Genomic DNA, 25,017 nt, shown 5'->3' with positions numbered 1-25,017 from the left:
TCTTTTTTTGCAAAAATAGAGGTGGAAGATTACAATTTACATATCATTAATCGGATGGAACATAAATTTAGGATGCATTGCTTCCGGGATAGAGAGGGGACTTTCATAATGAATCAGCTAACATTTCTGGGAACCGGGGATGCGATGGGTGTTCCGCGGGTGTATTGTGATTGTGACGTCTGCACAGAAGCCCGGCTTACGGGGGTCAACCGCCGCAAACGTGCTGCTGTATTGGTCCATAGTGATGGCGAGCACGAACCTTTCATGATTGACTGTGGACCGGACTGGAGATCACAGATGGAAGACCAGGGGATGCGGATGGTGCAGACATTGCTGATCACACATGCGCATTTTGATCATATTGGAGGCTTGCCTGAATGGGCAGATGCGTGTCGCTGGTTGGGAGTAAAAGGGCAGTTGTATGCACCGCGGGAGGTGATCGCGACCATCCAAAGTCAATTTCCATGGCTCGGTCGTCATATGAATTTCCTGGAAACGGATGCGGATATCGAGCTCGGTGGATGGAAGGTGCACTCCTGGAAAGTTTGCCACGGTCATAATGGCTATTCGTATGCGTATCGATTGGAACGTGAAGGATATACCTGGGCGTATTGCTCGGATGCCATTGATCTGAAGGATTTGGAGAAGCAGCCGTTGTATGGGCTCGATCTGCTGGTACTTGGAACGAGCTTTGTTCATGAACTTGCAGAATTCTCCTCTCGCTCGGTGTACGATATGGTTGAGGCGCAGGAGCTGTTGCAGGATTTGAAGCCGGGTCAGACCTATTTTACACATATGTCTCACGACGTGGATATACGCCAGAATTATGATCTGGATCAGGGAATTACGCTGGCACTTACTGGTCTGAAGGTGGAGCTGGGAGAATAGGACAACAATGTTAAAAATAAATTCAGAAGAGCGTATCCTTTGCCGGTGGTTCTTCGTTTACATAGTGTAAGGCAATTACAGCAAGTGAATTGAAGCAAGTTCAATCAGGAACCAACAAAGGGGGGCCCCAAACATGGCCTTTGTGAAGTCCGTGGATTGCAGAATCAACAGACCACATGATGATAAACAGGTTGAACCATATAGCCATTCCGGTGTTCAAACCGGATATACGTTAGAGCAAACGATTGAAGCTGCGCTTCCGAGCCTGCTGGGTTCGTTGTACGCCTACTGCATGTCATTAACTGGTTCAGTCTGGGAGACGGAGGATCTGGTTCAGGATACATGTGTTAAAGCATTATCCTCTTCAGCTACCCGAAGAACGGGAATGACAGAGAACATGAACTGGGAAGCCTATCTCATCCGTGTTGCACGCAACACCTGGATTGACGCCATACGGAAGCGTGAGAACTTGGCAAGCAAATTGGAAAGCATGAAGCCATTTATGCAAGAATTTGAGGAAGAAGAGCGATTTGAGGAAGTCGAGTCCGCTGTTCAAATCCTTGTGGATGAACTGCCACCGTGGCAGCGAGCGATATATATGTTACGTGATCTGATGGGATACACGACGGTAGAGACTGCTGAACTGTTGGACACGACGGAAGGGGCGGTCAAAGCTGCCCTGAGTCGTGCCCGCTCTGCTCTGGCGAAAGTGAGGCACAGCCTGAACGAAACGGATGCTGATCAGACCAATCAATTGGAAGAGTATCAGCAAAATCGGGAGGAACTGCGCAGCTATTTACTGGCGTTCCGCAGTGGTGATACAGCCCGTTTAATTGATTTATGCCTGAGTCAGACCGATGATCCGATGGCTGTGGCGGGAACGATTTTGCAGCAGACTCTGCCGTCTCAATCGATGCAGCCAGTGATGTACAGTTATTCAAGCTCCGGTACGAATTCAATGTCGTATGGGGGAGGATATACGGTCAGCATGGTTGCATAAACCGGGGAGGCAAAATGCATGAACGTGGTACCTTATGTTGTTGAACAGACAGCCCGCGGAGAGCGGAGCTATGATATTTATTCCCGTTTGCTGAAAGATCGGATCATTATGGTATCCGGGGAAATTGAGGATCAGATGGCGAATGCCATCGTAGCCCAATTGTTGTTTCTGACCGCAGAGGACCCGGAGAAGGATATTCAGATGTATATCAACAGTCCTGGTGGTTCCGTGACTGCCGGATTCTCCATCTATGACACGATGCAATTCGTGAAACCTGACATTTCTACGATTTGCACAGGCATGGCGGCTAGCTTTGGTACGATCCTGCTGGTTGGTGGGACAAAAGGGAAACGGCTGGCGTTGCCGAATAGCGAAATTATGATTCACCAGCCGCTTGGCGGAACACGGGGGCAGGCCTCGGATATGTTGATTCATGCCAACCGGATTATCCAGCACCGTCAGCGCCTCAATAAGCTGCTTGCCGATCATACGGGACAGCCGATGGAGCGGATTGAAAAGGATACCGACAGAGATTATTTCCTGACCGCTGCGGAAGCCGTCGAGTATGGTCTTGTGGATAAGGTGATATCCAGTACGTAAGAAAAAAGGTACCATACGTGCCAAGAAACACGACTAAAAAAAGCAAGAAAAATGAACAACAAAGTAGCCCGGGAGGTCATTCGACTTTTCGGGCTACTTTGCTGTCTTGTCTGTATTGGGAAAAAATTGAATGATTATTGACTCAGCCCATGTATAGTGTGTATATTATATATATACACTATACATGGGTTGGATTGAAACCAGTGAGGTGAGAGAACATGAACATACTAATATCAAACGCATCAAGCGATCCCATCTACATGCAGATTCTGACCCAGATTAGACAGAGCATTTTAAGCGGGGAACTGGTTGCAGGGGAGAGTCTCCCCTCCATCCGTCAACTTGCGAAGGACCTGCAGGTCAGTGTAATTACTACCAAACGTGTCTATGAAGAACTGGAGAAAGAGAAACTGATTGATTCTGTCGTAGGCAAAGGCTCCTTTGTTTCCGGGGCCAATCAGGAGTTTATTCGGGAACAGCGGCTGAAACGAATCGAAGATAAAATGCTCGATATCCTTCGTGAGAGCAAGGAACTGGGCATGAGTGTTCAAGATGTAGTTAAGCATTTTACGTTGCTAGTTGAGGAGGAAGAAGCATGATGAACGCAATTGAGTTGCGCAACCTATCCAAAACGTACCCCTTATTCAAGCTGGATCAGATCACTTTGGATGTAAAACAAGGTTATATTACCGGACTTATCGGCCCGAATGGGGCGGGGAAAAGCACACTGATCAACCTGATCACCGGCTTGATTCGTCCGGACTCCGGGAGTATTAAAACATTGGGAAAAGAGATGCCTGCTCAGGAAGTTAACGTTAAAGAACGCATTGGCATTGTTTCAGATGAATGTTTCTATTATGAGCATCTTACGATCCGTGAAATGAAAAACATGATTGCTCCTTTTTATAAGAAATGGGATGAGAAGCAATTTAACAACTATCTGGAGCAATTCGAATTATCTCCCAAAAAGAAGATTGAAGAACTGTCCAAAGGCATGAAAATAAAATTTTCACTGGCTATCGCTTTATCTCACGATGCTGAGCTACTCATCATGGATGAGCCGACATCCGGGCTTGATCCTGTGTTTCGTAGAGAACTGCTTGACCTGCTTGCAGATGTAATACAGGACGAAACCAGATCCATTATTTTTTCCACTCATATTACGACTGATTTGGAGCGTATAGCAGACTATATTGCATTTATCCATAAAGGAAAGCTTGTCTTTAATGAAGCAAAGGATGATGTGCTTGAGAGATATACGATAGTAAAGGGGGACATGAAGCTGCTTGATGCAGACACCCGAAGGAAATTTGTGGGAATTCGTGAGACAGCGGTTGGTTTTGAAGGCTTGGCAGAAAACAAGGCGGAGGCAGAACGATTATTTGGCAATTATGCTCTTTTACATAGACCCTCCCTCGAAGACCTTATCTATTTTACGGCCAAGGGGGAAAAGCATCATGCTTAACTTGCTTCGCAAAGATTATATCGCTTTGAAAAGCTCGCTATGGTCCATCCTTTTTTATTTTGTTGTATTCAGTGTCGCATTTATCCCGACAGTGGAAATGTCGATGTATTTTGTAGGGATCTATACCGCTTTCGGTTCGATTATGCTTGCAACCATGATTGATATCAAAAACCATAATCATAAATTTCTTGTCACGCTCCCGCTTAGCCGCAGAAACATTGTGCAAGCGAAGTATCTGTCTGCCATTCTCTATACGCTTTTTGGAGTTTTCGCTTCGTCAGGCGCTCACTGGCTTGTTAACTTTCTTTTTCCTGAACTGAACAAGCCCGACTTATCGGTGCTGGACATCCTGATTTCGGTTGGAATGGTGCTTGTTTTAATTTCAATCTATATGCCTCTTTTTTACGCCCTTAGTAAAAAGGGAGCGGGAATAATTAATACGGTTTTCATGATCGTTCTTATTATTTTAGCGCAACCTGTTGCCTCGCTCATGAATATGGCAGGCGAGAACGGAATGGCTCGTGCTTCGGTTTATGTTTTTGTTTCAGTTTGCATTCTTCTGTTGTTCATTGCCTCCTATTTTGTAACGGTCCGTCTGTTTGCAAGGAAGGATCTATAGGATGAATGGAGAGGGATTTCAATAAAAAACAATGATCTAACTAACTTTATCAGTCGAGAACAGAAGCAGCCTAAAAAGTCGCCATACGGCGACTTTTTATGTTACAGAAGATTTATAATTTGCGACCTGCTAGACAAGCTATCGTTAATCTGCAAATGCAGATTTTGCAAAAGTATCATCACGTATTTTCAGCCAATGCAATGAGTCTGCTCATGCCTTCCCGGATTTGCTGCTCGTGAGCATAGGAGAAGGAGAGACGCAGTTTGCGACTGGCGTTCGCATCCGATGGATCGAATACCGTTCCCGGCACAAAAGCGACGGAATGTTCCATGCATCGGTGAAGCAAGTGCCCCGTATCTATACCTTCAGGAAGCTCCGCCCAGATGTTGAGTCCACCCTCAGGACGAGTCCATGTCCAATTGGTTTGTTGAAGGCACTGTTCCATTACTTCCATCCGCAGTTGAATGGCGGTACGCAGCTTGGACAAGTGCTGGTGCATGCGTGGCGACTGGAAATAACGAAGGAACAGCTTCTGATTCAGCAGAGGTGATCCGTTATCTGTCAGTGCTTTTACGGCCTGTAATCCTGGCATGAATCGGGGGCGGCACATAATGGCGGCAATCCGCAGACCCGGCACGACATATTTGCTATAGCTGCGGATATAGAGTGTATGCCCTGTAGTATCGTATGTGAAGATTGGCGCAGGAGGTTTTTCCTTGAAATAGATATCATAGGTGCTGTCGTCTTCCACCAGAAAACATCCGTACTGTTCCGCCAATTCAGGCAGTTGTTTGCGCTGCTCAGTCGGAATATTGATGCCCGTAGGGTTTTGGAAGGTCGGCGTCATATAAAATACTCTCGGCTTTTCCTGCTTCATCAGGCGTTCAATCTGTTCTAAATCGTAGCCATCAGGATGAATATCCGTAAAAATTAACTTGGCACCCTGTTTGCGAAAAATTTCCATCGCAGGGCCGTACGTTGGCCTCTCCATGAGCACACGGTCACCGGGTCTGACGAGACTTCGGGAGATTACATCAATGGCCTGCTGTGCACCTGAAGTAATCAGCACTTCATCTGCCGAGATGTAGAAACGTTCCTTTGTCGTCAGATGGCTTGCCAGGGCACTACGTAGCTCCAGATCTCCCTGAATAGTGGAGTATGTGCCAAGCAAACGAGGGTAAAGATCCAGTAAATCCCGCATCAATTCTCCCCAATATCGGTTGGGTAGCAGGGCGGGGTCGATCAATGACTTGGAAAATTGGTACTCCGCCTCCAGGGATTGCACGCGGGCAAGTGAATCCCAATGCAGCCAGGCAGACACGGCCGGGTCATCGGCCTGATCGGTCACGGGAGCAGGGTCAGCGGGACTGACATAATAACCGGACTTATCCTTGACGTAAACGTTCCCGCGTTCCTTTAATTCCTGATAGGCCTTAAAAACGGTGAGACGATGTACACCGAGCAGCTCGGACAGGCTCCGCACGGACGGCAGCTTCTCATGCTCTTTCCACTCTCCGGCCTCGATCCGTACAACCAGATAATGTACCACTTGCTCATATAGTTTCAGGCTGTTATCTGTCATCAACATGGCTTTGCCCACCCGGCTCACGCTCCTTTTGAACTCCATTGTAACAGCAAACGGGAACTAACTGTTCTGTTTTATTCATTCTGTTCTGTAGACAGTGCTATATGATGGAGAACAGATGAAGGAGGGGCTAGCATGGTTGCAGTAGCATTTACCGTAATGTGTCTTATTTTTGGAACAACGTTTCTAGCGATTAAAATTGGCGTGGAGGCAGGCATGCCGCCTTTTCTGTCGGCCGGACTACGCTTTATCATTGCAGGTGCTCTAATGTTTGCATGGATGTGGATGAAAGGGAAAGTGAACCTGTCTTTATTATGGCGGAAAGAGATGCTCTTGACGGGTGCGGGACTGACATTTGGTACGTTTGCGACCTTGTATTGGGCTGAACAATATGTGAGCTCCGGTGTTGGTGCGATTCTGTCAGCAACAGGTCCACTGATGATTATGGTGATGCAGACAGCGCTGTTGCGTCAAAAAACGTCTGCACGCATGATTGCGGGCTGCCTGATTGGTTTTGCCGGAGTTATCCTCGTTGTATTTCCTGGTGTATCCATTGGTGGTAATTCCCTGTGGTTATGGGGCTGTATTGCCGTATTGGTGGGTGAAGTCTGTTATTCGGCAGGTGCGTTGTACTCCAAAAAGGTCATTAACCAGTTTAAGGAGGCTAGTCCTGTAGCAATCAATGCGGTTCAAATGATGTACGGAGGTTTGCTGTTATCTGCGCTTTCGGCGGTGACCGAATCGTGGAACACAACTGGACTGGATTGGATGCCAGCGGTATCATCTCTGATCTATCTGACGGTAATCGGTTCGATGGTCGGGCACAGCTTGTTCTACTGGATCATGTCTCGTACCAACCCGTTATTCCCAGCGACCTGGTTATACATTTCTCCTCCGATTGCGGTCGGGCTTGGGGCGGTTCTCTACAATGAACATGTAAGCTGGATTACATGGTTAGGCGTTGCGCTGATCGTTTCAGGTTTGCTGGCGATGAATGAGAAAGTGATGGGGTGGCTTAAAAAGGGAAAACGTACAACGTCATTGGGTCAGACTTCCAAATCCATGGTAAAATAGGGAAAATATATTTTACGCAGGAATGAGGCGAGTCATCCATTTGAATAGACAGGGGATCGGTGCTGTTTTATTGTTTGCGGGAATCGTGCTCTATGGCATGATTCATATTGGGACCATAATGCATTTACCTGACGTAACGATCTGGTCCAATCAGTGGGGGCGTTATTTGCAATCTGCTTTTGAAACGGGTGGCATCATTGGACTTATTTTGGCCATTCTTTTATTCATTATAGGAGTTACGCTCCTGCTCCCTTGGCCATTAGCCGATTTATCCCAAGGGAGATTAATGAAGGAGATCAGTGAGCGGAATCGTGAATTTGACGAGAAGTATGGTAATCAGAATAATTAACAGTTTTATCACAGAAACAGCCCTGCACAAGCGATTCATCACCGTGCAGGGCTGTTTCATTGTATCTTGAAATAACATGTTTTATATAGATTTGACTTCTTAAAAAGCTTACTCTGCGTTCAGCACAAACTTCTCAATCACTTGCTTCACGCCGTCTTCGTTATTGCTCGCGGTAATGTAATCTGCCAGCTCTTTCAGAGCAGGGATGGCATTCCCCATCGCTACTCCAAGACCAGCAACTTCCAGCATCTCATGGTCATTCCAGGAATCCCCGATGGCAATGCACTCGCTCAATTGGTGACCGAAGTGATCTGCCAGGAAGGTGAGTGCATGGCCTTTCGTTCCTTCGCGGTGCATGATTTCAAGGAAGTATGGCTTGGACTTGGTGATGTGTACTTCTGATCCGAGCAGTTCGCGCAGGGCAACCGCAACCTCATCGAGGTAATCCGGCTCATCGATGATGAGCAGTTTCGGTGTTTTTTGCTCGATCACTTTGATGAAATCTGGTTCAATGTGGTACTGAGTACCATTCAGTTTGGCGTAGTCACGCAGCTTGTCGTTTTCTTCACGGGCATACAGCTTGTCGTCAATGTACGTTTGCAGGTGCAGATTATGCTCCAGGCAGTAGTCGTATAATTTGCGGGAAGCGTCCTGTGGAACGTAGCGCTCGTAGAGTACTTTTTCGTCCAGCAAGTTTTTCACCAAAGCGCCTTGATACGTAATGATTGGCACGTTCAGCTTCGTTTGACGAGCGAGTGCTTGGGCAGAAGCATAAGCACGTCCAGTTGCCAGTGTTACAACGACACCATGAGCTACCGCTTGTTCCAGGGCAGTCTGTGTTGCAGGCGTTACTTCCTTGTTATCGTTGATCAGGGTATCATCAATGTCAATTGCGATTAATTTGTAGGTCATCTGTGTTTCTCTCCTTTTTTATCTGTATCTATTTAATTGAACTAAATAAACTCACACAAGCACTACGATGACAGAATAACCTTCCAATCACTGTTATCCCCAGATTTTTTGATCCCTCTTATAAGGGGGAAATCCGGTGATAAAGGTGAACGCTTCGCTTTTACAGGTTTTTTCTGTCCTCTCCGTTTCAGTGATCATAGTTAGTTCAAAACATCTATATACATCTAAATTACTTACTCCTCAAGGAAAATGAGGCCAATAAAGTCCTCAAGCTCCAGGTTACCGAAGTAATGTTTTACATCCAGACCCTCAAGTGCAGTACGCACCTCAGATTCCTCGTAACGCTTGCCACGCAGCATATCTTCGATATCTGCTACATCGCCTACGCCGAAGAAATCACCAAAGATTTTGATATCTTCAATCCGTCCATCTTTGATATTCATGCGCAAATCGATGATGCCGACAGGGAATTTACGGGTATGCTTCACATTGCTTTCTGGAGAAAGCCCGTAGTTCCAGTCCCAATTGTTATAACGCTCAGCAGAGATTTCGTTGATCTTGTCCCAGTCTTTCTCTGTGAGTTCATATTGAGGAACATCTTGTGGCTCCATACGGAAAATGTGGCGCAACAGCTCGTCCCGGAATTGTTCTATGGTCAGATTGCTGTCGATAAGATCACGAATATTCGCAACACGACTGCGTACGGATTTGGTGCTCTTGGACTTGAACTTCTCCGGATTAACGTTGAGTGAAGCCTGTACGTGGTCGAGGTTCAGGTTGAACATCAATGTGCCGTGACTGAACATACGGCCACGCGTAGAGAATTGGGCGTTGCCCGAAATTTTCTTCTCTCCGACTTGCAGATCGTTACGTCCCGTCAGTTCGGCATTAACTCCGAGCTCTTGCAGGGCTTCCACCACAGGCTGCGTGAATTTGCGGAAGTTATGGAAGGATTGTCCGTCATCTTTGGTAATAAAGCTGAAATTGAGGTTGCCCAGATCGTGATAAACGGCTCCGCCTCCCGAAAGACGACGTACGACTTGAACACCGTTATCCTGAACATACTCAATGTTGATCTCTTCAATGGTATTCTGGTGTTTTCCGATAATAATGGACGGGCGGTTGATGTAAAACAGCAAATAACTGTCATCCATCGGCAGATGCTTCAGAATGTATTCCTCGATGGCGAGGTTTACAGAAGGATCTGTAATGCCCTGGTTATCAACAAACAGCATGGTCATTCCTCCATTAATGTATGTGAGGGATGTATATCCCTTATGTAGTGATGCTTTACGGAATCGAAATTCCTTCTCTATTGTAAACGAATTGTCGAAAGGACACAAAGAAATTGAAGCCGCAAAGGGCTTGAATAGTCAAATCAGGATTGACCCCTGGCTGCCACGACATCCATAATAAAAAGGACATGCAGAAAGGATGACGGACAGGATGACCGGTTTAATTGAAGTTTTCGGACATGGCGGTGATGTGGAGACGGCCGCGGCACGTTTTGGAGGGAATCCTGTGGATTTCCTCGATTTTAGCGCAAACATTAATCCTCTGGGTCCACCACGGGAAGTGCTAAAGGCTCTGGAGCAAGGAATGCATACGGTACTTCGTTACCCCGATCCGGGTCATCGGGCGTTCAAAATGTTGCTTAGTGACCGACTGGGTTTAACCCCGGATCACATATCTGTGGGTAACGGGGCGGCGGAAAGCATGGCTCTAATCTTACTGGGACTCGCGCCGCGTAGAGTAGGTACGGTAGAGCCCGGTTTTTCGGAGTACAGCACATTATCCAGACAATTTAGAGCAGAAGTCCACCGTGTTCAAGGACGGGAAGAGCTGGACTGGCGAGCAGAACCGGAAGATATTGAGAAGCTGATGGAGCGGGTGGACCTGCTTTTCCTTGGACAGCCCAACAACCCCAATGGGGTTCAGTATCCGGTGGACGTTCTACAACGGCTTGCTCGTAATGCAGAGACAACAGGCACGATATTGGTTGTAGATGAGGCATTTATCGACTTTATTCCTGGATCACAACGGCAATCGCTTGCATCCAGCTTGAAAGAGTATCCGCAAGTGATCATCATTCGTTCCATGACCAAGTTTTATGCGATTCCAGGCCTGCGTCTGGGTTATGCGATGGGGCGTCCCGAACTGATTCGTGCCATGACAGAGAAACAGGTCACCTGGAGTGTGAATGGGCTTGCACTGATCGCAGGAGAAGCCTGTCTGCGCAGTGGGGAAAATTTTGAACAGGAGACATTGGCACTGGTGTCACACGAGCGAAAGAGATTAACGGAAGGTCTGGAAGCTTTGGGATGTAAGGTAACGCGAGGGGAAGCGAACTTTATATTGGCAGCTCTTCCAGAACCATGGACAGCGACATCCATGCAGGCTGCTCTCGGTGAACGGGGAATACTGATCCGAAGCTGCGCGATGTATCCCGGACTTGGGGAACGACATGTACGTTTTGCGGTCAAGGACGCGGAGGCTAACGGACGTATGCTGGAAACCATGGGAAGCGTAATTACGCCTAATCCGACAACCGGGTTAGAGGCAGGGGGACAAAGCGATGGCACTGCCATTCTATAATTATTACTCCCATGTAATAAAGGACCAGAACGAATACAGATCTTCTGTGTGGCCTGGATTACACGTCTCCGCACATGAGCGGCATATTAAAGCGTCCAGTCCTTCTGCTGTAACAGCCCTTTCCAGTGCTGTGTATGGAGGCGGCATGATTGAACTGAATCGTATATTCAACATCTATGTCGACAGACATTATCGCTGTGATGATCCACCTCGTGATATTGCTGATCTGTTGAGTGAATGGCAGGAGCAGCAGGATCAATGTGCCGGTCTTCTGACTGCGGTTCGATTGGAGCACACAGCGATCCAGGAATACGCAAGTGATGAGTTCGGATTACTTTGCTGCACTACAGCAGGGGTATCCAATGCTGCACGGGCAGGTTCTGCAAGAACCGTATTTGATGCTGCGGGGAATAAGATGAGCAATGGGACGGTGTCCCAGAAAATTGGGAAGGTTTCGGCTTCAACCTATACTCCCGGTACGATCAATATCATGTTGTGGATGAATGGGCGTATGACTGCTGGAGCGATGGTGAATGCCATTCAGACTGCGGTGGAGGCGAAGGTCGCTGCGTTAGCTGATTTCGGTGTGGCGGATTCAGAGAATGGTCTGACTGCAACCGGAACAACAACGGATGCCATCGTACTCGCGGTAAGTCAGGCTGATGTAAATAAACCGCTCATCAGTTACGCCGGGACGGCTACAGTCATGGGTGCAGCGATTGGCAGGCTGGTGTATGACACAATAACGGAAAGCCTGCAAGCCGCGCAGGAGTGGAAAGAGAGGAATAACAAGCAATGACATCTCTGCTGCATCAATGGGCTTCCTGGCCGATCTGGACGGGAATGGCTGGAGCCTGGATTATTATAGGAGCATACATATTGGATCGCTGCATCGGTGATCCACGCTGGATTCCCCACCCGGTGATTGGAATGGGAAAGGCCATCTCTGCACTGGAGCGGGCGATAAGGTCGCGGGTGGATTCGAACCAGGCTCTCAAAAGAGCTGGCGTTTTATTTCCCCTTTTGATTGCGGGCGGTTCTTTTGCACTGACTTGGGGATTAATCTATGTGCTGGGTCTTATTCATCCCGCTGTTTCGGTTGTGGCAGAAGTGGCGCTAATAGCAACCACCATTGCCTCGAAAGGTTTGAAGGATGCAGGCATGGAAGTTTACCGCCATCTGAGTCAACAGGACTGGCCTGCGGCGAGACGTTCACTGGGTATGATTGTAGGACGTGATACGGCTCATCTGGATGAACCGGAGATTGTACGGGGAACGGTGGAGACTGTGGCGGAGAATATCGTGGATGCTATCGTCTCTCCACTGTTCTATGCCCTGATTGGTGGTGCACCCCTTGCCATGGCCTATCGGGCGGTGAATACACTGGATTCCATGGTAGGTTATAAAAATAAAAAATATCTGCATCTCGGCTGGGCGTCTGCCCGTCTGGATGATTGGGCCAATTGGATTCCCGCGCGGCTTACCGCCTTGCTGTTGATTATAGGAGCCTGGTTCATGAAGATGGATGCCAGAGGGGCTGCACGTATGGTGTCCCGGGATGCACGACTGCACCCAAGCCCAAATAGCGGTTTCCCCGAGTCGGCGGTGGCTGGAGCGCTGGGCATAAGACTTGGCGGGCATAACGTATATCACGGCGAGGCTTCATTTCGCGCATATATGGGCGAGCCTACAAGGCGGATGGAAGCAGAAGATATTGTACGAACAACACGGCTTATGTTCTGGTCGGCAGGTTCTTTTGTTTTAGTATGTTGGTTGGTCACCTTAGGGATATGGTCTGCTGGAGGTGCACTGTTATGGAGATAGAAGCTGGACCTAGTGGCATGCAAAGTCGTGAGCTTATTTTGATACGTCACGGGACAACGGCGTGGAATTTGGAAAAAAGATATCTAGGGCATTCCGACATCGGACTGTTGCCCGGAGCAGAGCAGGAGCTATCTTCGCTGCGTGAGCAATTCAGCAATATCACATGCGAAGCCCTGTATTGCAGTGATCTGCTGCGTTGTCAGCAGACACTTACACACATTGCGCCGTCCCAAGCGGGACAGGCCAAGCTTGATCCCCGACTAAGGGAGATTGACTTTGGTCAGTGGGAGGGGTTGACCTACGATCAGCTCAAGGACAATCCGCAGTACCGAGACTGGATCGATGCGCCCCAGGAGGTAACGCCACCGAGTGGCGAGCCTTGGACAGCATTTACTGCGCGAATTGATTCATTTCTGAAAGAGAGTCTGATGTCCTTTTCACCAATACTGCACTCTCGCAGCTTAAACGTGCCAAAGATAGCCGTAATTACACATGGCGGTGTTATTCGTTATATGGTATCACGTCTCATTCCAGATCAAGGATTTTGGGATACGCAGGTGATACCAGGACAAGCGATCAAGATCCGGCTGGATGGTGATGGGGGCAACTGGGTTGGAACCAGATTGACTTTTCCGTAAATCGGGTTGTAAGGATGTACAATATAACCTATAATCACAACAGAAGTGTGACTTAGCAAGTGCGTCATTGATGGAAGCTCAACAAGCTCTAGCAAGGATGCAAGATGCTCACTTGAATGGTTGAACAATATTAGCGACCAAGGGTCCCGCGTGCATGCAGCAATGTTTCATGGGTTCATATGAGGCCATGAACGGCAAACGGGTGAAATAGGGAAGCCGGTGTAAATCCGGCACGGTCCCGCCACTGTAAATCAGGATGAATTCCTGTAAGTCAGGTTACCTGCCCTGGACGTACAAACCGGTGTTCCTTCGAGGAAAGGACAGCGTTTCGGGCAGTTCTCTGTGCATATACAGCGCCAAGCTGACCATGCATAGATCGCCACATGCGAGACGTCATCCCTGATCCTGACCCAAGGATTGGGGATTTTATTTTTTCGGAACACAAATTCAAGCGGAATTGGGACAGGAGCACTACTCACTAGAATGGATAGAGAAGGGGAGAATGAACACAATGAATTTCAAGACATGGAAAGGCGTAGCGTCACTGCTGAGCGCAGCGATGCTGGCACTGACGTTGGCCGGATGTGGTACAACAACAACGAACGAGGGCACAGGAACCTCGCAACCTGCACAGGAGCAATCCCAGGAACAGGCGCAGACAGATCTCAAAACACAATATCCACTCACGGTTACAGATGCTACGGGTGAATCATTTACCTTTGACAAAGCACCAGCCAAAATCGTATCTGTATCTCCAGCTGAAACGGAATCCCTGTTCGCACTCGGATTGGACGAGCAGATCGTAGGGGTATCCGACTATGACGATTATCCGGAAGCAGCAACGAAGAAACCAAAAATGGGCGGCATAACAAAGCCTAATGAAGAGTCTATCATTGCGGCTGAAGCAGATATCGTATTTACAGGTATCTCGATGAGCGAAGAGTCTGTTAAGAAACTGCGCGATCTGGGCATTACCATTTTCAAAACAGATCCTAAATCAGTGGATGATGTGATGAATAACATTGAAACATTTGGTAAAATCACGGATCATCAGGAAAAAGCACAGGAGATCACCACTCAGATGAAACAAGATGTGGCTGATGTAACTGAAGCTGTGAAGGCAGTTAAACCAGAAGAAAAGAAAAAAGTATATGTTGAGTTCTCCCCAGGCTGGACTGTGGGTAAAGGCGAATTCATGGATGAATTGATCACACTGGCCGGAGGAAACAACGTAGCTTCCGACTTGACTGGCTGGAACCAGATTAATGAAGAGAACATTATTGCTTCCAATCCGGACGTCATTCTGTATGCGAACGATGTTATTGATGAAAATTCCAAAACATTGGATCAAATCATCAAAGCACGCAGCGGATGGGATCAAATCACGGCTGTGAAGAACGATGCAGTCATCGGTCTGGATGCCAACCTGTTGAGCCGTCCGGGACCACGGGTAACCCAAGGTCTGAAAGAAGTAGCCAAAGCGATCTACCCTGATCTGTTCAAATGAGTAAAAAGCTGGCAGTGTACGGAACGGCCGGAATTGTGCTGCTTGTGTTAACCGTGCTCATCTGCACGGGCATCGGTTCGGTTGCCCTGCCTGTCCGGGACATTGCGGGTATCTTGCTTCATCGCATTCCCTGGCTGGGCGACTGGATTGTTCCTGACTGGAATACAGCAGCAGAACAGATTATATGGAAGGTCAGATTCCCACGTGTACTGCTTGCCGTGCTTGTAGGTGCATCGCTGGCGATTGCCGGAACTGGATTCCAGGGGGTTCTTCGTAACCCTCTGGCTGATCCGTTTACCCTGGGCGTATCGTCCGGTGCATCGGTAGGTGCGGCTTTTCTGATTTTTTTCGGATTGCAGTATGCACTGATTGGGATCTGGACTCTGCCACTGGTCGCGTTTCTGACGGGAGTAATCACATTGTGGTTTGTACTGGCCCTCGCTCGTGAGGGACGCAAAATACCGACACACAGCCTGATTCTGGCTGGCGTGGTCATGCAAAGTTTCCTGGGAGCCGTAGTCTCCTTCCTGTCGACCATGTCGAAGCAGACAATTAATGAAATTATATACTGGACGATGGGAAGTCTGGCACTGCGTGGGTGGTCGTATACGGCCATCCTTTTCCCGTATTTTGTACTGGGGCTAATTTTCCTCTGGAGCCGTGCACGTTCGTTGAATGTGCTTGCCTTGGGGGAACGACAGGCTGCTCATATCGGGGTTAAGGTGGATGGATTGAAACTGTCGGTGTTAGCTGTGGGTACGCTGCTTACCGCAGGCGCTGTCTCCGTATCCGGCGTGATTGGCTTCGTCGGCTTGGTCATTCCGCATATTCTTCGGCTCATCGTCGGACCTGATTATCGCTTGCTGGTGCCTTTGTCAGCGATTGGGGGAGCCATCTTCATGGTCTGGGCAGATACGATTGCACGCTCATTGCTGGCTCCAACCGAAATTCCGCTGGGTGTGGTTACGGCTTTCGTTGGAGCGCCATTCTTCGCGTATCTGCTACACCGGAACAAAAAGCTGCGGAAGGGGATGATGCCATGAGCACATTCATGAAAACAGACCTTACCGAGAGCCGGCCGATGATAGAAATCAAAGAAGCTGGTAAAATGTATGGTAACCATCGGGCTCTGCATGCGGTGGACTGGCAAGTCACAGAGGGTGAATGGTGGGGCGTTGTTGGTCCAAACGGCAGTGGAAAATCGACCCTACTTCAGCTACTTGCCGGAACCGAACTGCCGAACGTAGGCAGCATACAGATTGATGGACGCGACATTTCCTCATACACCCGTAAAGATTTGTCACGTATGATTGCGGTCTTGCAGCAGGATGGTCTGCCGGCCATCTCTTATCCTGTAAGAGATGTTGTCGAGATGGGACGTTACCCTTATCAGAACTGGCTTGGCAAAGAAACGTCGGATGGAGCAGCAGTAGTTGATAAGGTGTTAGAGGAGTTGGGTCTGAGTGACATGGCCGAACGACCTTTGGATGCACTGAGTGGCGGACAACGGCAGCGGGTTGCGCTTGCCAAAGTCATGGCTCAGGAACCCAGGCTATTATTGCTGGACGAGCCAACCACCTTTCTCGATATCAAATATCAATTGCAATTCATGGAGTTGTTATCAGCGTGGCGTCAAAAAAATCATATTACGATTGTGGCGGTGCTGCATGATCTGAATCTGGCCGCGCAATTTTGCGATCATATTCTGGCGCTGCGTGACGGGACTTGTGTAGGCAGTGGCACACCCCATTCGTTGATGACGGAAGAGAACATTCGGGAGATCTTCCGGGTGAGCCCGGCCATGGTGAATCATCCCGACAATGGATTGCCACAGCTTTTGCTAAGACGAGAGAAGAAATGAATGAGGCGGGGGAGACCCCATATTTTGATAAAGGAAGTGCTGGCTGTATGAATAATGAACAGGTGTTGGAACAGTTAATGGGTCGGATCGTGGGTCCACATGAGGCAGTTGCGGCTGAAGCTTCCGCGCATGTGGATGCATTGACGAAGCCTCCCGGCAGTCTGGGCAAGCTTGAACAGCTAGTTATTCGTCTGGCGGGAATCACCGGTGAGGCTCGGCCTTGCTTTGATCGAAGAGCTGTCATCGTTATGGCTGCGGATCATGGGGTGGTTGAAGAAGGGATTAGCGCTTTTCCTGCTGAGGTAACGCCGCAGATGGTCCTGAATTTCCTAGCAGGGGGAGCGGCTGTCAATGTGCTTGCGCGCCACGCTGGAGCTCATGTGATCTGTGTGGATATCGGCGTGAATGCGGATCTGGATCATCCAGAACTGGTCTCCCGCAAAGTCCGCAAAGGAACAGCCAACATGGCGAAGGGTGCTGCAATGACCCGGGGCGAAGCGATTGAGGCCATTCTTGCAGGAGCTGAAGTGGTCTCCACCGAGGTTGCGAAGGGAACGCAGTTGTTTGTGACCGGAGAGATGGGGATCGGGAATACAACTGCTAGCGCTGCGGTGATGTGTGCATTAACCGGAACAGCACCTGCTTCAGCGGTTGGCCGGGGAACAGGCGTAGATGATGTCGGTTTGCAGCGCAAAGCCGCAGTAGTCAGCCAGGCCCTCAGCGTGAATGCTCCGAATGCAGACGATGCACTCGATGTACTGTGCAAAGTGGGCGGACTGGAGATTGCCGGACTGACAGGCGTGATTCTCGCTGCTGCTGCAAACGGATGCCCGGTTGTCGTGGATGGATTTATCTCCACCGCTGCCGCGTTGATTGCGAGTCATCTTGCTCAGCTCAGCGCAGAATACATGATTGCTTCCCACACATCGCATGAAAGTGGACATGCAGCGTTGCTGCGTGAACTGGGCCTGAAGCCCATGCTGGATCTGGACATGCGACTGGGTGAAGGTACCGGAGGCGTGCTTAGTCTTCATCTGATTGATGCGTCATGCCGCATTTTGAACGAGATGGCGACATTTGCAAGTGCGGGTGTATCTGGTGGCACGAACGAGACTCAACCTACGGAGTCTTCATCAGCTTCTGCTGATTCATCTGTACAAGGAGAGGTATCCTCATGAGTGTACTCGTGACAGGCGGGGCGCGAAGTGGCAAAAGTTCGTTTGCCGAGCGTCTCTGTATGCAGCGATCCTCTGAGGCTTGGTATGTCGCTACGGCTCAAGCTTATGATGACGAGATGCGCGAGCGTATACGCCTGCATCAGAGCCAGCGGGATGAAGCAGGATATCTATGGCATACGGTGGAGGAACCGCTGGCATTGCCTGAGTTAATTACACGCATGGGAGAGTCCCATACAGGTACGTCTGCACCGACCGTTCTGGTAGATTGTCTCACACTGTGGCTCAGCAATGTGCTGTTAGCGCATGAACATGAACCGGTGCAGGTGCTGTACGATCATATGGACGCGCTGGTCGCGGCCATCCAGTCGTACCCGGGTCTGCTCGTGCTTGTCACCAATGAAGTAGGGGACGGTATTGTGCCGGAGTATGCGCTGGGCAGAAGATATCGGGATCTGGCGGGCATTCTCAATCAGCGGATTGCAGCGATTTGCCGCGAAGTGTTTCTGGTGACAGTGGGCATTGCGATTGAGCTGAAAAGCAGGGAGTATCGTTTATGAGTAAAGGCAATCTTGAACAAAAACATGCGGCTGCGGCCGCTTTTCAATTTCTGTCCCGTTTCCCGGTAAAAATGCAGCTTGATTTCGCCCCGCCATTATTGCGGGAGAGTGTAGTATATTACCCGCTGGTTGGTGCGATCATCGGATTATGCGTCTGGCTGGGCGGAGCCCTGATGGGTGCACTGCTTCCATCGTTTCCGGCAGCGGTGTTAACCTTGACGTTATGGGTATGGCTAACCGGAGGCCTTCATCTGGATGGTTGGATGGATACGGCAGATGGGCTGCTTAGTTATCGAACCCGTGAGCGAATGCTGGAGATTATGAAAGACAGCCGCGTCGGGGCCATGGGTGTAATCGCTTGTGTCCTACTGTTGATGATGAAAGCGTCATTGATTGCTGACTTTATCGCACGTGGCAACTGGGCTTATGGAGCTTTGCTTATCCTGCCGATGATCTGGAGCCGTTGGTTCATGGTATATGCCATGGCGGCCTGGCCGAATGCCCGCAAGGACGATGGACTCGCTGTCCTGTTCAAGGGATTGGGGGAACGGAGGGAAGTCCAGCGTGCACGCAGCTCCGCGGTTGGGCTAACCATTCTGGCAGGTGTGATCACATGGGCTGCGGTATGGATCTTCCAGCCGGATACAGCCATGTTCCAGGTGCTGGCGACGGAGAATGGATTGGTGACGTTACCATGGTGGCTATATCCCGTTGCAGCCATCATTGTGGTGCCACTGGCTGGTTATGTGATTGGCAAATTCGTTGCCGGGCGTATCAGCGAAAGGCTGGGTGGACTTACAGGGGACACATATGGAGCCATGAATGAGCTGCTTGAGGCCGCACTGCTAACGGTACTTAGTCTGTTACAGGGATTCTTTTTGATATAACGCTGAGAGTGGTGGTGAGGGAACGTGGAAGATACTTCTGCACAAACGTCCGAACAAAAGGCAGCAGTATTAATGCTGCAAGGGACGGCATCGGATGTGGGGAAAAGTGTAATTACGACGGCCTTATGCCGAATATTCAAGCAGGATGGCTTCAGGCCGGCTCCGTTCAAATCACAGAACATGGCACTGAATTCTTACGTCACGGAAGACGGCAAGGAAATCGGAAGAGCCCAGGGAGCACAAGCCGAGGCATGCGGCATTGAAGCGACAACGGATATGAATCCAATCCTGATCAAGCCGGTTCGGGATATGCATTCTCAGATTGTCGTGCACGGTGTGCCTCTTACACAGATGAGTGCGTGGGATTACAGGCAGCATTTTCTACCCGAAGCCAAACAAACGGTCATGGATGCACTGAATCGGTTGCGCGCGACATATGATATTGTGCTGATGGAAGGTGCAGGCAGTCCTGCGGAGATCAATCTGAAGGATCGGGATATCGTTAATATGAATCTGGCGGGCTGGGCGGATGCTCCGGTTATTCTGATATCGGATATTGATCGTGGCGGTGTCTTTGCCTCCATTGTAGGTACTCTGGAGCTGCTTGAGCCGCATGAGGTTCAGCGTGTAAAAGGATTCATCATCAACAAGTTTCGTGGAGATCTGTCCTTGCTGCAGCCTGGGTTGGACTGGCTTGAAGAACGGACAGGCATTCCTGTATTGGGCGTATTGCCTTACATAAGTGATATTCAGATTGAAGCGGAAGACTCCGTGGTGCTGGACTCGATGCGACACGGCAAATCCGGTCAGCAGGAGCTGGACCTGGCAGTAATTCGTTATCCGCGTATTTCAAACTTTACAGACTTTGATGCCCTTTCTAGGGAGCCGGATGTGAATGTGCGGTACGTGACTTCTCCCGATGAATTGGGGCATCCCGACGCCATTCTGCTTCCAGGTACGAAGGATACGATCGGTGATCTGGCATTTCTGCGTGCGTCGGGACTGGAGCAAGCGATTGCCAGCCAGACGGAGCGTGAACATGTTCAGCTTGTTGGGATATGTGGTGGATATCAGATGCTCGGTCAGCATCTCAAAGATCCATTTGCGGTAGAAGCGAATCAGATTCAGGAAGCCCATGGGTTGGGATGGCTGCCCTTATCGACAACATTTCTGCAGAACAAACAAACGGTAAGAGCCTCCGGGCATGTTCACAGTCATCATCCAATTCGTTTGCCCAAGGAAAGTGATGCAGCAAACTCGTTGAAGATTAATGGATACGAGATTCATATGGGTGTTACCGAGTGTCTTGAGCCTGGACGTGTAACGGCCTTGTTCGAGATCGCCCATCCGGGAGGGCAATCCTTTAATGAAGGGTGGGGAACGACTGACGGCAAAGTGTGGGGAACGTACCTGCATGGTTTGTTTGAAAGTGATCAGTTCCGACGTTCATGGCTCAATGGTCTACGTGAAGGAAAAGGACTTGCTCCGCTACGGGAGACGTACAGCGCACGTGAACGTAAGGAAATAGAGTTTGACCGTGTAGCTGAATCATTACGTTCTTCTTTGGATATGCAGCGTGTATATGAGATTATGGGCGTTCAGCCACCTGAATAAAAGGAAGCTTGGGGTAACAACGATAGGAAGGTTGTTCTGTCATCGGCGTGAAGCGTGTAAATATTCATGAATTCAATTTATATAATATGCAGTCCAAAAGAATACCCCCATGCGTGGCAACGTTCCCTGAAAATCTGGAACGATGCTGAGCATGGGGGTATTTGAGTATCTAATGTTAAGTTTGATTCGAAAATGGAAACAATGGGTTAAAGGTATTCCGATTAGTTTATTTTGAAGTTCTTCATGGCGGATTGCAGTTCTACCGCTTGTTCATGCAGATGCCGTACGGTACTGGAATGGGAGTCCATCTCATTCAGTTGGAGATCCGCTGTAGAAGCAATCTCTTGCATGCTTTGACGGGACTTGGAAGTGATTTGAGCTGTTTCTTCCACGGAAGCACTGACTTGTTCAGCTCCAGCTGATACTTGCTGTGTAGAGGCCGATACCGTCTGAATGGTCAGATTGACGTTCTGAATCAACTCGTTAAGCTGCTGGAACGCAGAGCCTGCCTGTTGAACCACGTGAGTACCTGATCCAATCTCTTGGGTTACCCGGTTCATAGCATCAACGGAACGTTCAGCATCTTCACGGATAGTACCTAGGTAATCGGAGATTTCCTCTGTAGCTGTCTTGGATTGCTCCGCCAATTTGCGTACTTCTCCGGCAACAACGGCGAACCCGCGTCCATGCTCTCCCGCACGTGCTGCTTCAATGGAAGCGTTGAGGGACAGCATGTTAATCTGTTTCGTAATTTCAAAAATGGATTGTACGATGGTCCCTATCGCGATCGAACGCTCGTTCATCGTTTCAACATAACGCAGAGACTCGCTCGCGGTCTGGCCGACACGTTCCATTTGCTGAATGGCATCCTGTGCCAGACGGTTACCGTTAACAGCTTCGTTCGCAGCATCTCCGATCTGCTCGGATACTTCGGCAGAAGAGGAAGCAATATGCATAATGCCTTGCGTAATTTCTTCCATGGCTCTGGCATTTTCGGCCGCGCTGGAAGCGATGCTTACGCTGCCTTTCTCGGCACTTTCTGCAGAACGACTGGAGTTTTTCACCATACCGGACATGGATTCTACCCGTTTGAGCAAATCATTGGAGCCTTCGACAACTTCATTGGATGTGGAGAGGGCGCGGCTAATCATTTCTTTCAGATTATGAGTCATCGTCTGGAAGCTAGCAGCGAGCTGTGCAATTTCGTCCTTACCTTTAATCTGAAGTTCAGCAGTCAGATCTCCTTGTGATATCTGTTTGCTATGTTGAACGAGCTTGATAATCGGTTTGGTTACACGTTTGATCATGCTTGTCGAGATGAGCCATCCGAGCACAAAGACCAATGCTGTGATACCGAGGCACAACCAGAAGATCTGTGCAATCTTGTCCTGAATGAATTGGGCATCCATGCTGACAGCCATGATCATGTTACTTCCTGCAATCGGTATAAAGGCTGCTTTATGTACTCCGAAGGAATCGGCATAAACCTGGCTGATTTCCATTTCCTTTTTCTCAATGGCCTCATTCATTGCTGCTTCTACTTTAATCTCATCTCCGGCTTTCATACCCGAGGAGGTATTTGCGATGACCACGGTAGCTTTACCATCCTGAATGGACACCACGTATGCTCCGTCCAGATTATGCTCTTTGGCTTTGCCAGCCAAATAGGATTCTACGGTCAGTGCAGCACCCTCAGATCCGGCTCCACCACTCTGTACTTGCAAAATTTTAGAAGCGGATGTGTTCTTGTATATATCCTGAATGGACGTGCTCAGGACCTTGTCGAACTGTGGAAGCACGTAGCTCTGCATAATATTCATGGAGACAGCATAGAAACTGATACTAAACAACAGGGAAGCAACCAGCAGTACGAGGAACAAAGTGCCTCTAATTTTACCGGCAACGGTGCGGTTTCGAAACATAGGATCATCCTTTCACGTCATGTTCATTAACATTATCGCTTTTCCGTTATCGTAAGACTAAATACCAACGAAGAAAGGCCTAATTTTCACGTTGAGAAAACTTGGGAATAAGCGGATATACCTATATTACAAAATTAACCGGAGGTTGAATACAATAATTTTCACGATTCAGTGTATTTTTTTCAGAAATAGATGAATTTGTTACACGCATATTACATAATATCAATTAATACCTACCAGAATAGTTTGTTATGTGATATATTGTTGAATATCGCTTTTGAGCGAGTAGAAAACCGGAATATCCGGTTACTCACACTGAGGAGGATTTATACAGATGAATACCTTTTTAATCATTTTGAACGTCGTGGTTATGCTCGCTCTTCTGGGTGTCCTGTTCTGGATGCAGAAGAAACATATTTCGTTTACCAAGCGTGTATTTGCGGGTTTGGGCATTGGGGTTGTATATGGCGTCATTCTGCAACTGATCTACACATCTGATTCTGACATCATTACCAAGTCGGTCGATTGGTTTAATCTGGCCGGTTCAGGATATGTTCGTTTGTTACAAATGGTCGTGATTCCATTGATCATGGTTTCCATCATTTCGGCCATCATGAATCTGAAAGGCAAGCAAAATCTCGGTAAAATGAGCCTTTCGATTATTGCAATCCTGCTCATCACGACAGCGATTGCCGCAAGTGTAAGTATTGTGACTAGCTTGAGCTTCAACCTGACTTCCATTGAGATCGAAGGTGGAGACCGAGAGCTCGCACAGGGGCAGAAGATGGAGGAACGTCTCGTTGACGTGAAGGATCAGACGATTCCACAGCAAGTGCTGGAATTCATTCCGTCGAATCCATTCGCGGACATGACCGGAGAGCGTCGTACATCCACACTGGCTGTTGTTATTTTCTCGGCCTTTATCGGTGTGGCAGTACTGGGATTGGATCGCAAAAAACCACAGCAGGCGGAAACGTTCCGGGGCATGGTTAATGCGGTATATGCGGTGGTTATGCGGATTGTAACGCTGGTACTCAGGCTGACTCCTTACGGGATTTTGGCGCTGATTACGAAAGTAACCGCCACAACGAACCCGGATGAGATTCTGAAGCTGATCAAATTCGTCATTGCTTCCTACGTGGCGTTGATCGTAATGTTCATCATCCACCTGATTATCATTTCACTGTTTGGATTCAATCCAATTACGTATGTGAAAAAGGTTCTGCCAACACTGATCTTTGCTTTCACATCCCGTTCAAGTGCGGCAGCGATTCCGCTTAACGTGGAGACACAAACGAAGAGATTGGGTGTTTCGGACGGGATTGCGAACCTGTCGGCAAGCTTCGGGGCTACGATTGGTCAAAACGGCTGCGCCGGGATCTATCCGGCCATGCTGGCGGTGATGATTGCTCCTACGGTCGGGATCGACCCGATGAGCTGGGACTTCATCATTACTCTGATCCTGGTAGTCGTGATCAGTTCATTCGGCGTAGCCGGTGTAGGCGGCGGGGCAACCTTCGCTTCCCTGATCGTGTTGTCCACGATGAACCTGCCGGTAGCTTTGGCAGGATTGCTGATCTCGGTTGAACCGCTCATCGACATGGGCCGTACGGCGCTGAACGTGAACGATTCGATGACCGCAGGTCTCGTATCCAGTAAAATTTTGAAAGAAAACGATCAGGATACATTCAATGATCAAAGTCGTGATCTGGATTCCGCCGTTCAGGTGTAATTCAGATTCATAATAGGCTTATGGCAGTTACTGCCACAAGTCATGCAAGAGCAGTCGTTCTTCGGGTTAATCCGGAGGGCGGCTTTTTGTTTTTAGCATCTGTTGGTTATACCGTAAATATCACCTGAAGTCAGTTGGAGTTATTTAGTTCTGTTCAACCTTGGGAAAATGTGATAGAGTATTCATGTTTTGGCCCAGAGCCAAACCGCG

At 48.8% G+C, this 25,017-nt stretch carries 24 protein-coding genes and 1 riboswitch; of the genes, 20 read left to right on the top strand and 4 right to left on the bottom strand.

Annotation, left to right across the window (positions count from 1 at the left end; translation table 11 throughout):
* The first annotated feature begins 108 nt into the window (after positions 1 to 108).
* From CS562_RS09645 to CS562_RS09620, 6 genes are all read left to right on the top strand, one after another.
* Positions 109 to 888: an MBL fold metallo-hydrolase gene (locus CS562_RS09645; protein WP_099855254.1), complete on the top strand. Its 780-nt coding sequence runs from the start codon at positions 109 to 111 to the stop codon at positions 886 to 888.
* A gap of 133 nt (positions 889 to 1,021) precedes the next feature.
* The gene (locus tag CS562_RS09640; RefSeq protein WP_099855252.1) at positions 1,022 to 1,888 is read left to right on the top strand and encodes an RNA polymerase sigma factor; all 867 of its coding nucleotides are present in this window, start codon (positions 1,022 to 1,024) and stop codon (positions 1,886 to 1,888) included.
* Between the two features lie 18 nt (positions 1,889 to 1,906).
* A complete protein-coding gene (gene clpP / locus CS562_RS09635) occupies positions 1,907 to 2,488 on the top strand; it encodes an ATP-dependent Clp endopeptidase proteolytic subunit ClpP (protein ID WP_062326868.1) in 582 nt (193 codons plus the stop codon).
* Between the two features lie 218 nt (positions 2,489 to 2,706).
* Entirely contained in the window at positions 2,707 to 3,087 is a 381-nt protein-coding gene (locus CS562_RS09630; protein ID WP_063564387.1) for a GntR family transcriptional regulator, read from the top strand.
* Positions 3,087 to 3,953: an ABC transporter ATP-binding protein gene (locus CS562_RS09625; protein ID WP_099855354.1), complete on the top strand. Its 867-nt coding sequence runs from the start codon at positions 3,087 to 3,089 to the stop codon at positions 3,951 to 3,953. Before CS562_RS09630 ends, CS562_RS09625 begins: the two co-directional genes overlap by 1 nt.
* Entirely contained in the window at positions 3,946 to 4,572 is a 627-nt protein-coding gene (locus tag CS562_RS09620) for an ABC-2 transporter permease (protein ID WP_076291743.1), read from the top strand. Before CS562_RS09625 ends, CS562_RS09620 begins: the two co-directional genes overlap by 8 nt.
* A 178-nt stretch (positions 4,573 to 4,750) precedes the next feature.
* On the opposite strand, the gene CS562_RS09615 is transcribed toward CS562_RS09620, so the two are convergent.
* Positions 4,751 to 6,172 (bottom strand): aminotransferase-like domain-containing protein, encoded by a 1,422-nt coding sequence (locus CS562_RS09615; protein WP_257219439.1) that lies wholly within the window; start codon positions 6,170 to 6,172, stop codon positions 4,751 to 4,753.
* Between the two features lie 120 nt (positions 6,173 to 6,292).
* Between CS562_RS09615 and CS562_RS09610 the strand changes: the two genes are divergently transcribed.
* Positions 6,293 to 7,231 carry a DMT family transporter gene (locus CS562_RS09610; protein ID WP_099855248.1) on the top strand — a complete coding sequence of 313 codons (939 nt, stop codon included), beginning with the start codon at positions 6,293 to 6,295 and terminating at the stop codon, positions 7,229 to 7,231.
* Between the two features lie 40 nt (positions 7,232 to 7,271).
* Entirely contained in the window at positions 7,272 to 7,580 is a 309-nt protein-coding gene (locus tag CS562_RS09605) for a hypothetical protein (protein ID WP_099855246.1), read from the top strand.
* A 108-nt stretch (positions 7,581 to 7,688) separates the two neighbouring features.
* On the opposite strand, the gene CS562_RS09600 is transcribed toward CS562_RS09605, so the two are convergent.
* Complete coding sequence (locus CS562_RS09600) at positions 7,689 to 8,492, bottom strand: Cof-type HAD-IIB family hydrolase (RefSeq protein ID WP_076291747.1); 804 nt, start codon at positions 8,490 to 8,492, stop codon at positions 7,689 to 7,691.
* 233 nt (positions 8,493 to 8,725) lie between these two features.
* A complete protein-coding gene (gene lplA / locus CS562_RS09595) occupies positions 8,726 to 9,727 on the bottom strand; it encodes a lipoate--protein ligase (protein WP_063564381.1) in 1,002 nt (333 codons plus the stop codon).
* A 211-nt stretch (positions 9,728 to 9,938) separates the two neighbouring features.
* Here lplA and cobD point away from each other — a divergent pair, with 211 nt between their 5' ends.
* The 11 genes from cobD to CS562_RS09540 all read left to right on the top strand — a co-directional run bounded on the left by cobD (position 9,939) and on the right by CS562_RS09540 (position 21,153).
* Positions 9,939 to 11,087 carry a threonine-phosphate decarboxylase CobD gene (gene cobD / locus CS562_RS09590; protein WP_257219438.1) on the top strand — a complete coding sequence of 383 codons (1,149 nt, stop codon included), beginning with the start codon at positions 9,939 to 9,941 and terminating at the stop codon, positions 11,085 to 11,087.
* Positions 11,068 to 11,886, top strand: a complete 819-nt coding sequence (locus CS562_RS09585) for an adenosylcobinamide amidohydrolase (protein WP_099855243.1) — start codon at positions 11,068 to 11,070, stop codon at positions 11,884 to 11,886. The genes cobD and CS562_RS09585 overlap by 20 nt, the downstream gene beginning before the upstream one ends.
* Before the next feature lie 44 nt (positions 11,887 to 11,930).
* Complete coding sequence (gene cbiB, locus CS562_RS09580) at positions 11,931 to 12,911, top strand: adenosylcobinamide-phosphate synthase CbiB (RefSeq protein WP_099855352.1); 981 nt, start codon at positions 11,931 to 11,933, stop codon at positions 12,909 to 12,911.
* Positions 12,902 to 13,549 (top strand): histidine phosphatase family protein, encoded by a 648-nt coding sequence (locus CS562_RS09575; protein ID WP_257219437.1) that lies wholly within the window; start codon positions 12,902 to 12,904, stop codon positions 13,547 to 13,549. The genes cbiB and CS562_RS09575 overlap by 10 nt, the downstream gene beginning before the upstream one ends.
* A gap of 154 nt (positions 13,550 to 13,703) precedes the next feature.
* Positions 13,704 to 13,851: riboswitch (cobalamin riboswitch) on the top strand.
* Positions 13,852 to 14,051: 200 nt separating this feature from the next.
* Positions 14,052 to 15,056, top strand: coding sequence for an ABC transporter substrate-binding protein (locus CS562_RS09570; RefSeq protein WP_076291751.1), 1,005 nt, complete (start codon positions 14,052 to 14,054; stop codon positions 15,054 to 15,056).
* Positions 15,053 to 16,099 (top strand): FecCD family ABC transporter permease, encoded by a 1,047-nt coding sequence (locus CS562_RS09565; RefSeq protein ID WP_064639927.1) that lies wholly within the window; start codon positions 15,053 to 15,055, stop codon positions 16,097 to 16,099. The genes CS562_RS09570 and CS562_RS09565 overlap by 4 nt, the downstream gene beginning before the upstream one ends.
* On the top strand, positions 16,096 to 16,917 hold the full coding sequence (locus CS562_RS09560) for an ABC transporter ATP-binding protein (protein WP_373561704.1): 822 nt from the start codon (positions 16,096 to 16,098) through the stop codon (positions 16,915 to 16,917). Before CS562_RS09565 ends, CS562_RS09560 begins: the two co-directional genes overlap by 4 nt.
* Before the next feature lie 47 nt (positions 16,918 to 16,964).
* Positions 16,965 to 18,095, top strand: coding sequence for a nicotinate-nucleotide--dimethylbenzimidazole phosphoribosyltransferase (cobT, locus tag CS562_RS09555; RefSeq protein WP_099855346.1), 1,131 nt, complete (start codon positions 16,965 to 16,967; stop codon positions 18,093 to 18,095).
* A complete protein-coding gene (gene cobU, locus CS562_RS09550; RefSeq protein WP_076291754.1) occupies positions 18,092 to 18,652 on the top strand; it encodes a bifunctional adenosylcobinamide kinase/adenosylcobinamide-phosphate guanylyltransferase in 561 nt (186 codons plus the stop codon). Before cobT ends, cobU begins: the two co-directional genes overlap by 4 nt.
* Positions 18,649 to 19,539, top strand: coding sequence for an adenosylcobinamide-GDP ribazoletransferase (cobS, locus tag CS562_RS09545; RefSeq protein ID WP_099855240.1), 891 nt, complete (start codon positions 18,649 to 18,651; stop codon positions 19,537 to 19,539). Before cobU ends, cobS begins: the two co-directional genes overlap by 4 nt.
* A 72-nt stretch (positions 19,540 to 19,611) precedes the next feature.
* The gene (locus tag CS562_RS09540) at positions 19,612 to 21,153 is read left to right on the top strand and encodes a cobyric acid synthase (protein ID WP_076291815.1); all 1,542 of its coding nucleotides are present in this window, start codon (positions 19,612 to 19,614) and stop codon (positions 21,151 to 21,153) included.
* Between the two features lie 221 nt (positions 21,154 to 21,374).
* Here CS562_RS09540 and CS562_RS09535 read toward each other — a convergent pair whose 3' ends face one another.
* Entirely contained in the window at positions 21,375 to 23,075 is a 1,701-nt protein-coding gene (locus CS562_RS09535; RefSeq protein ID WP_076291756.1) for a methyl-accepting chemotaxis protein, read from the bottom strand.
* 334 nt (positions 23,076 to 23,409) lie between these two features.
* On the opposite strand from CS562_RS09535, the gene CS562_RS09530 reads away from it, so the two are divergent.
* Positions 23,410 to 24,807, top strand: coding sequence for an L-cystine transporter (locus CS562_RS09530; RefSeq protein WP_099855238.1), 1,398 nt, complete (start codon positions 23,410 to 23,412; stop codon positions 24,805 to 24,807).
* Positions 24,808 to 25,017: the final 210 nt, after the last annotated feature.

The sequence above is a fragment of the Paenibacillus sp. LK1 genome (assembly GCF_002750415.1).
Taxonomy (GTDB): Bacteria; Bacillota; Bacilli; order Paenibacillales; family Paenibacillaceae; genus Paenibacillus; species Paenibacillus taichungensis.
The sequence above is the reverse complement of the archived record's forward strand: the minus strand, read 5'-3'. Positions and strand labels throughout refer to the sequence as shown.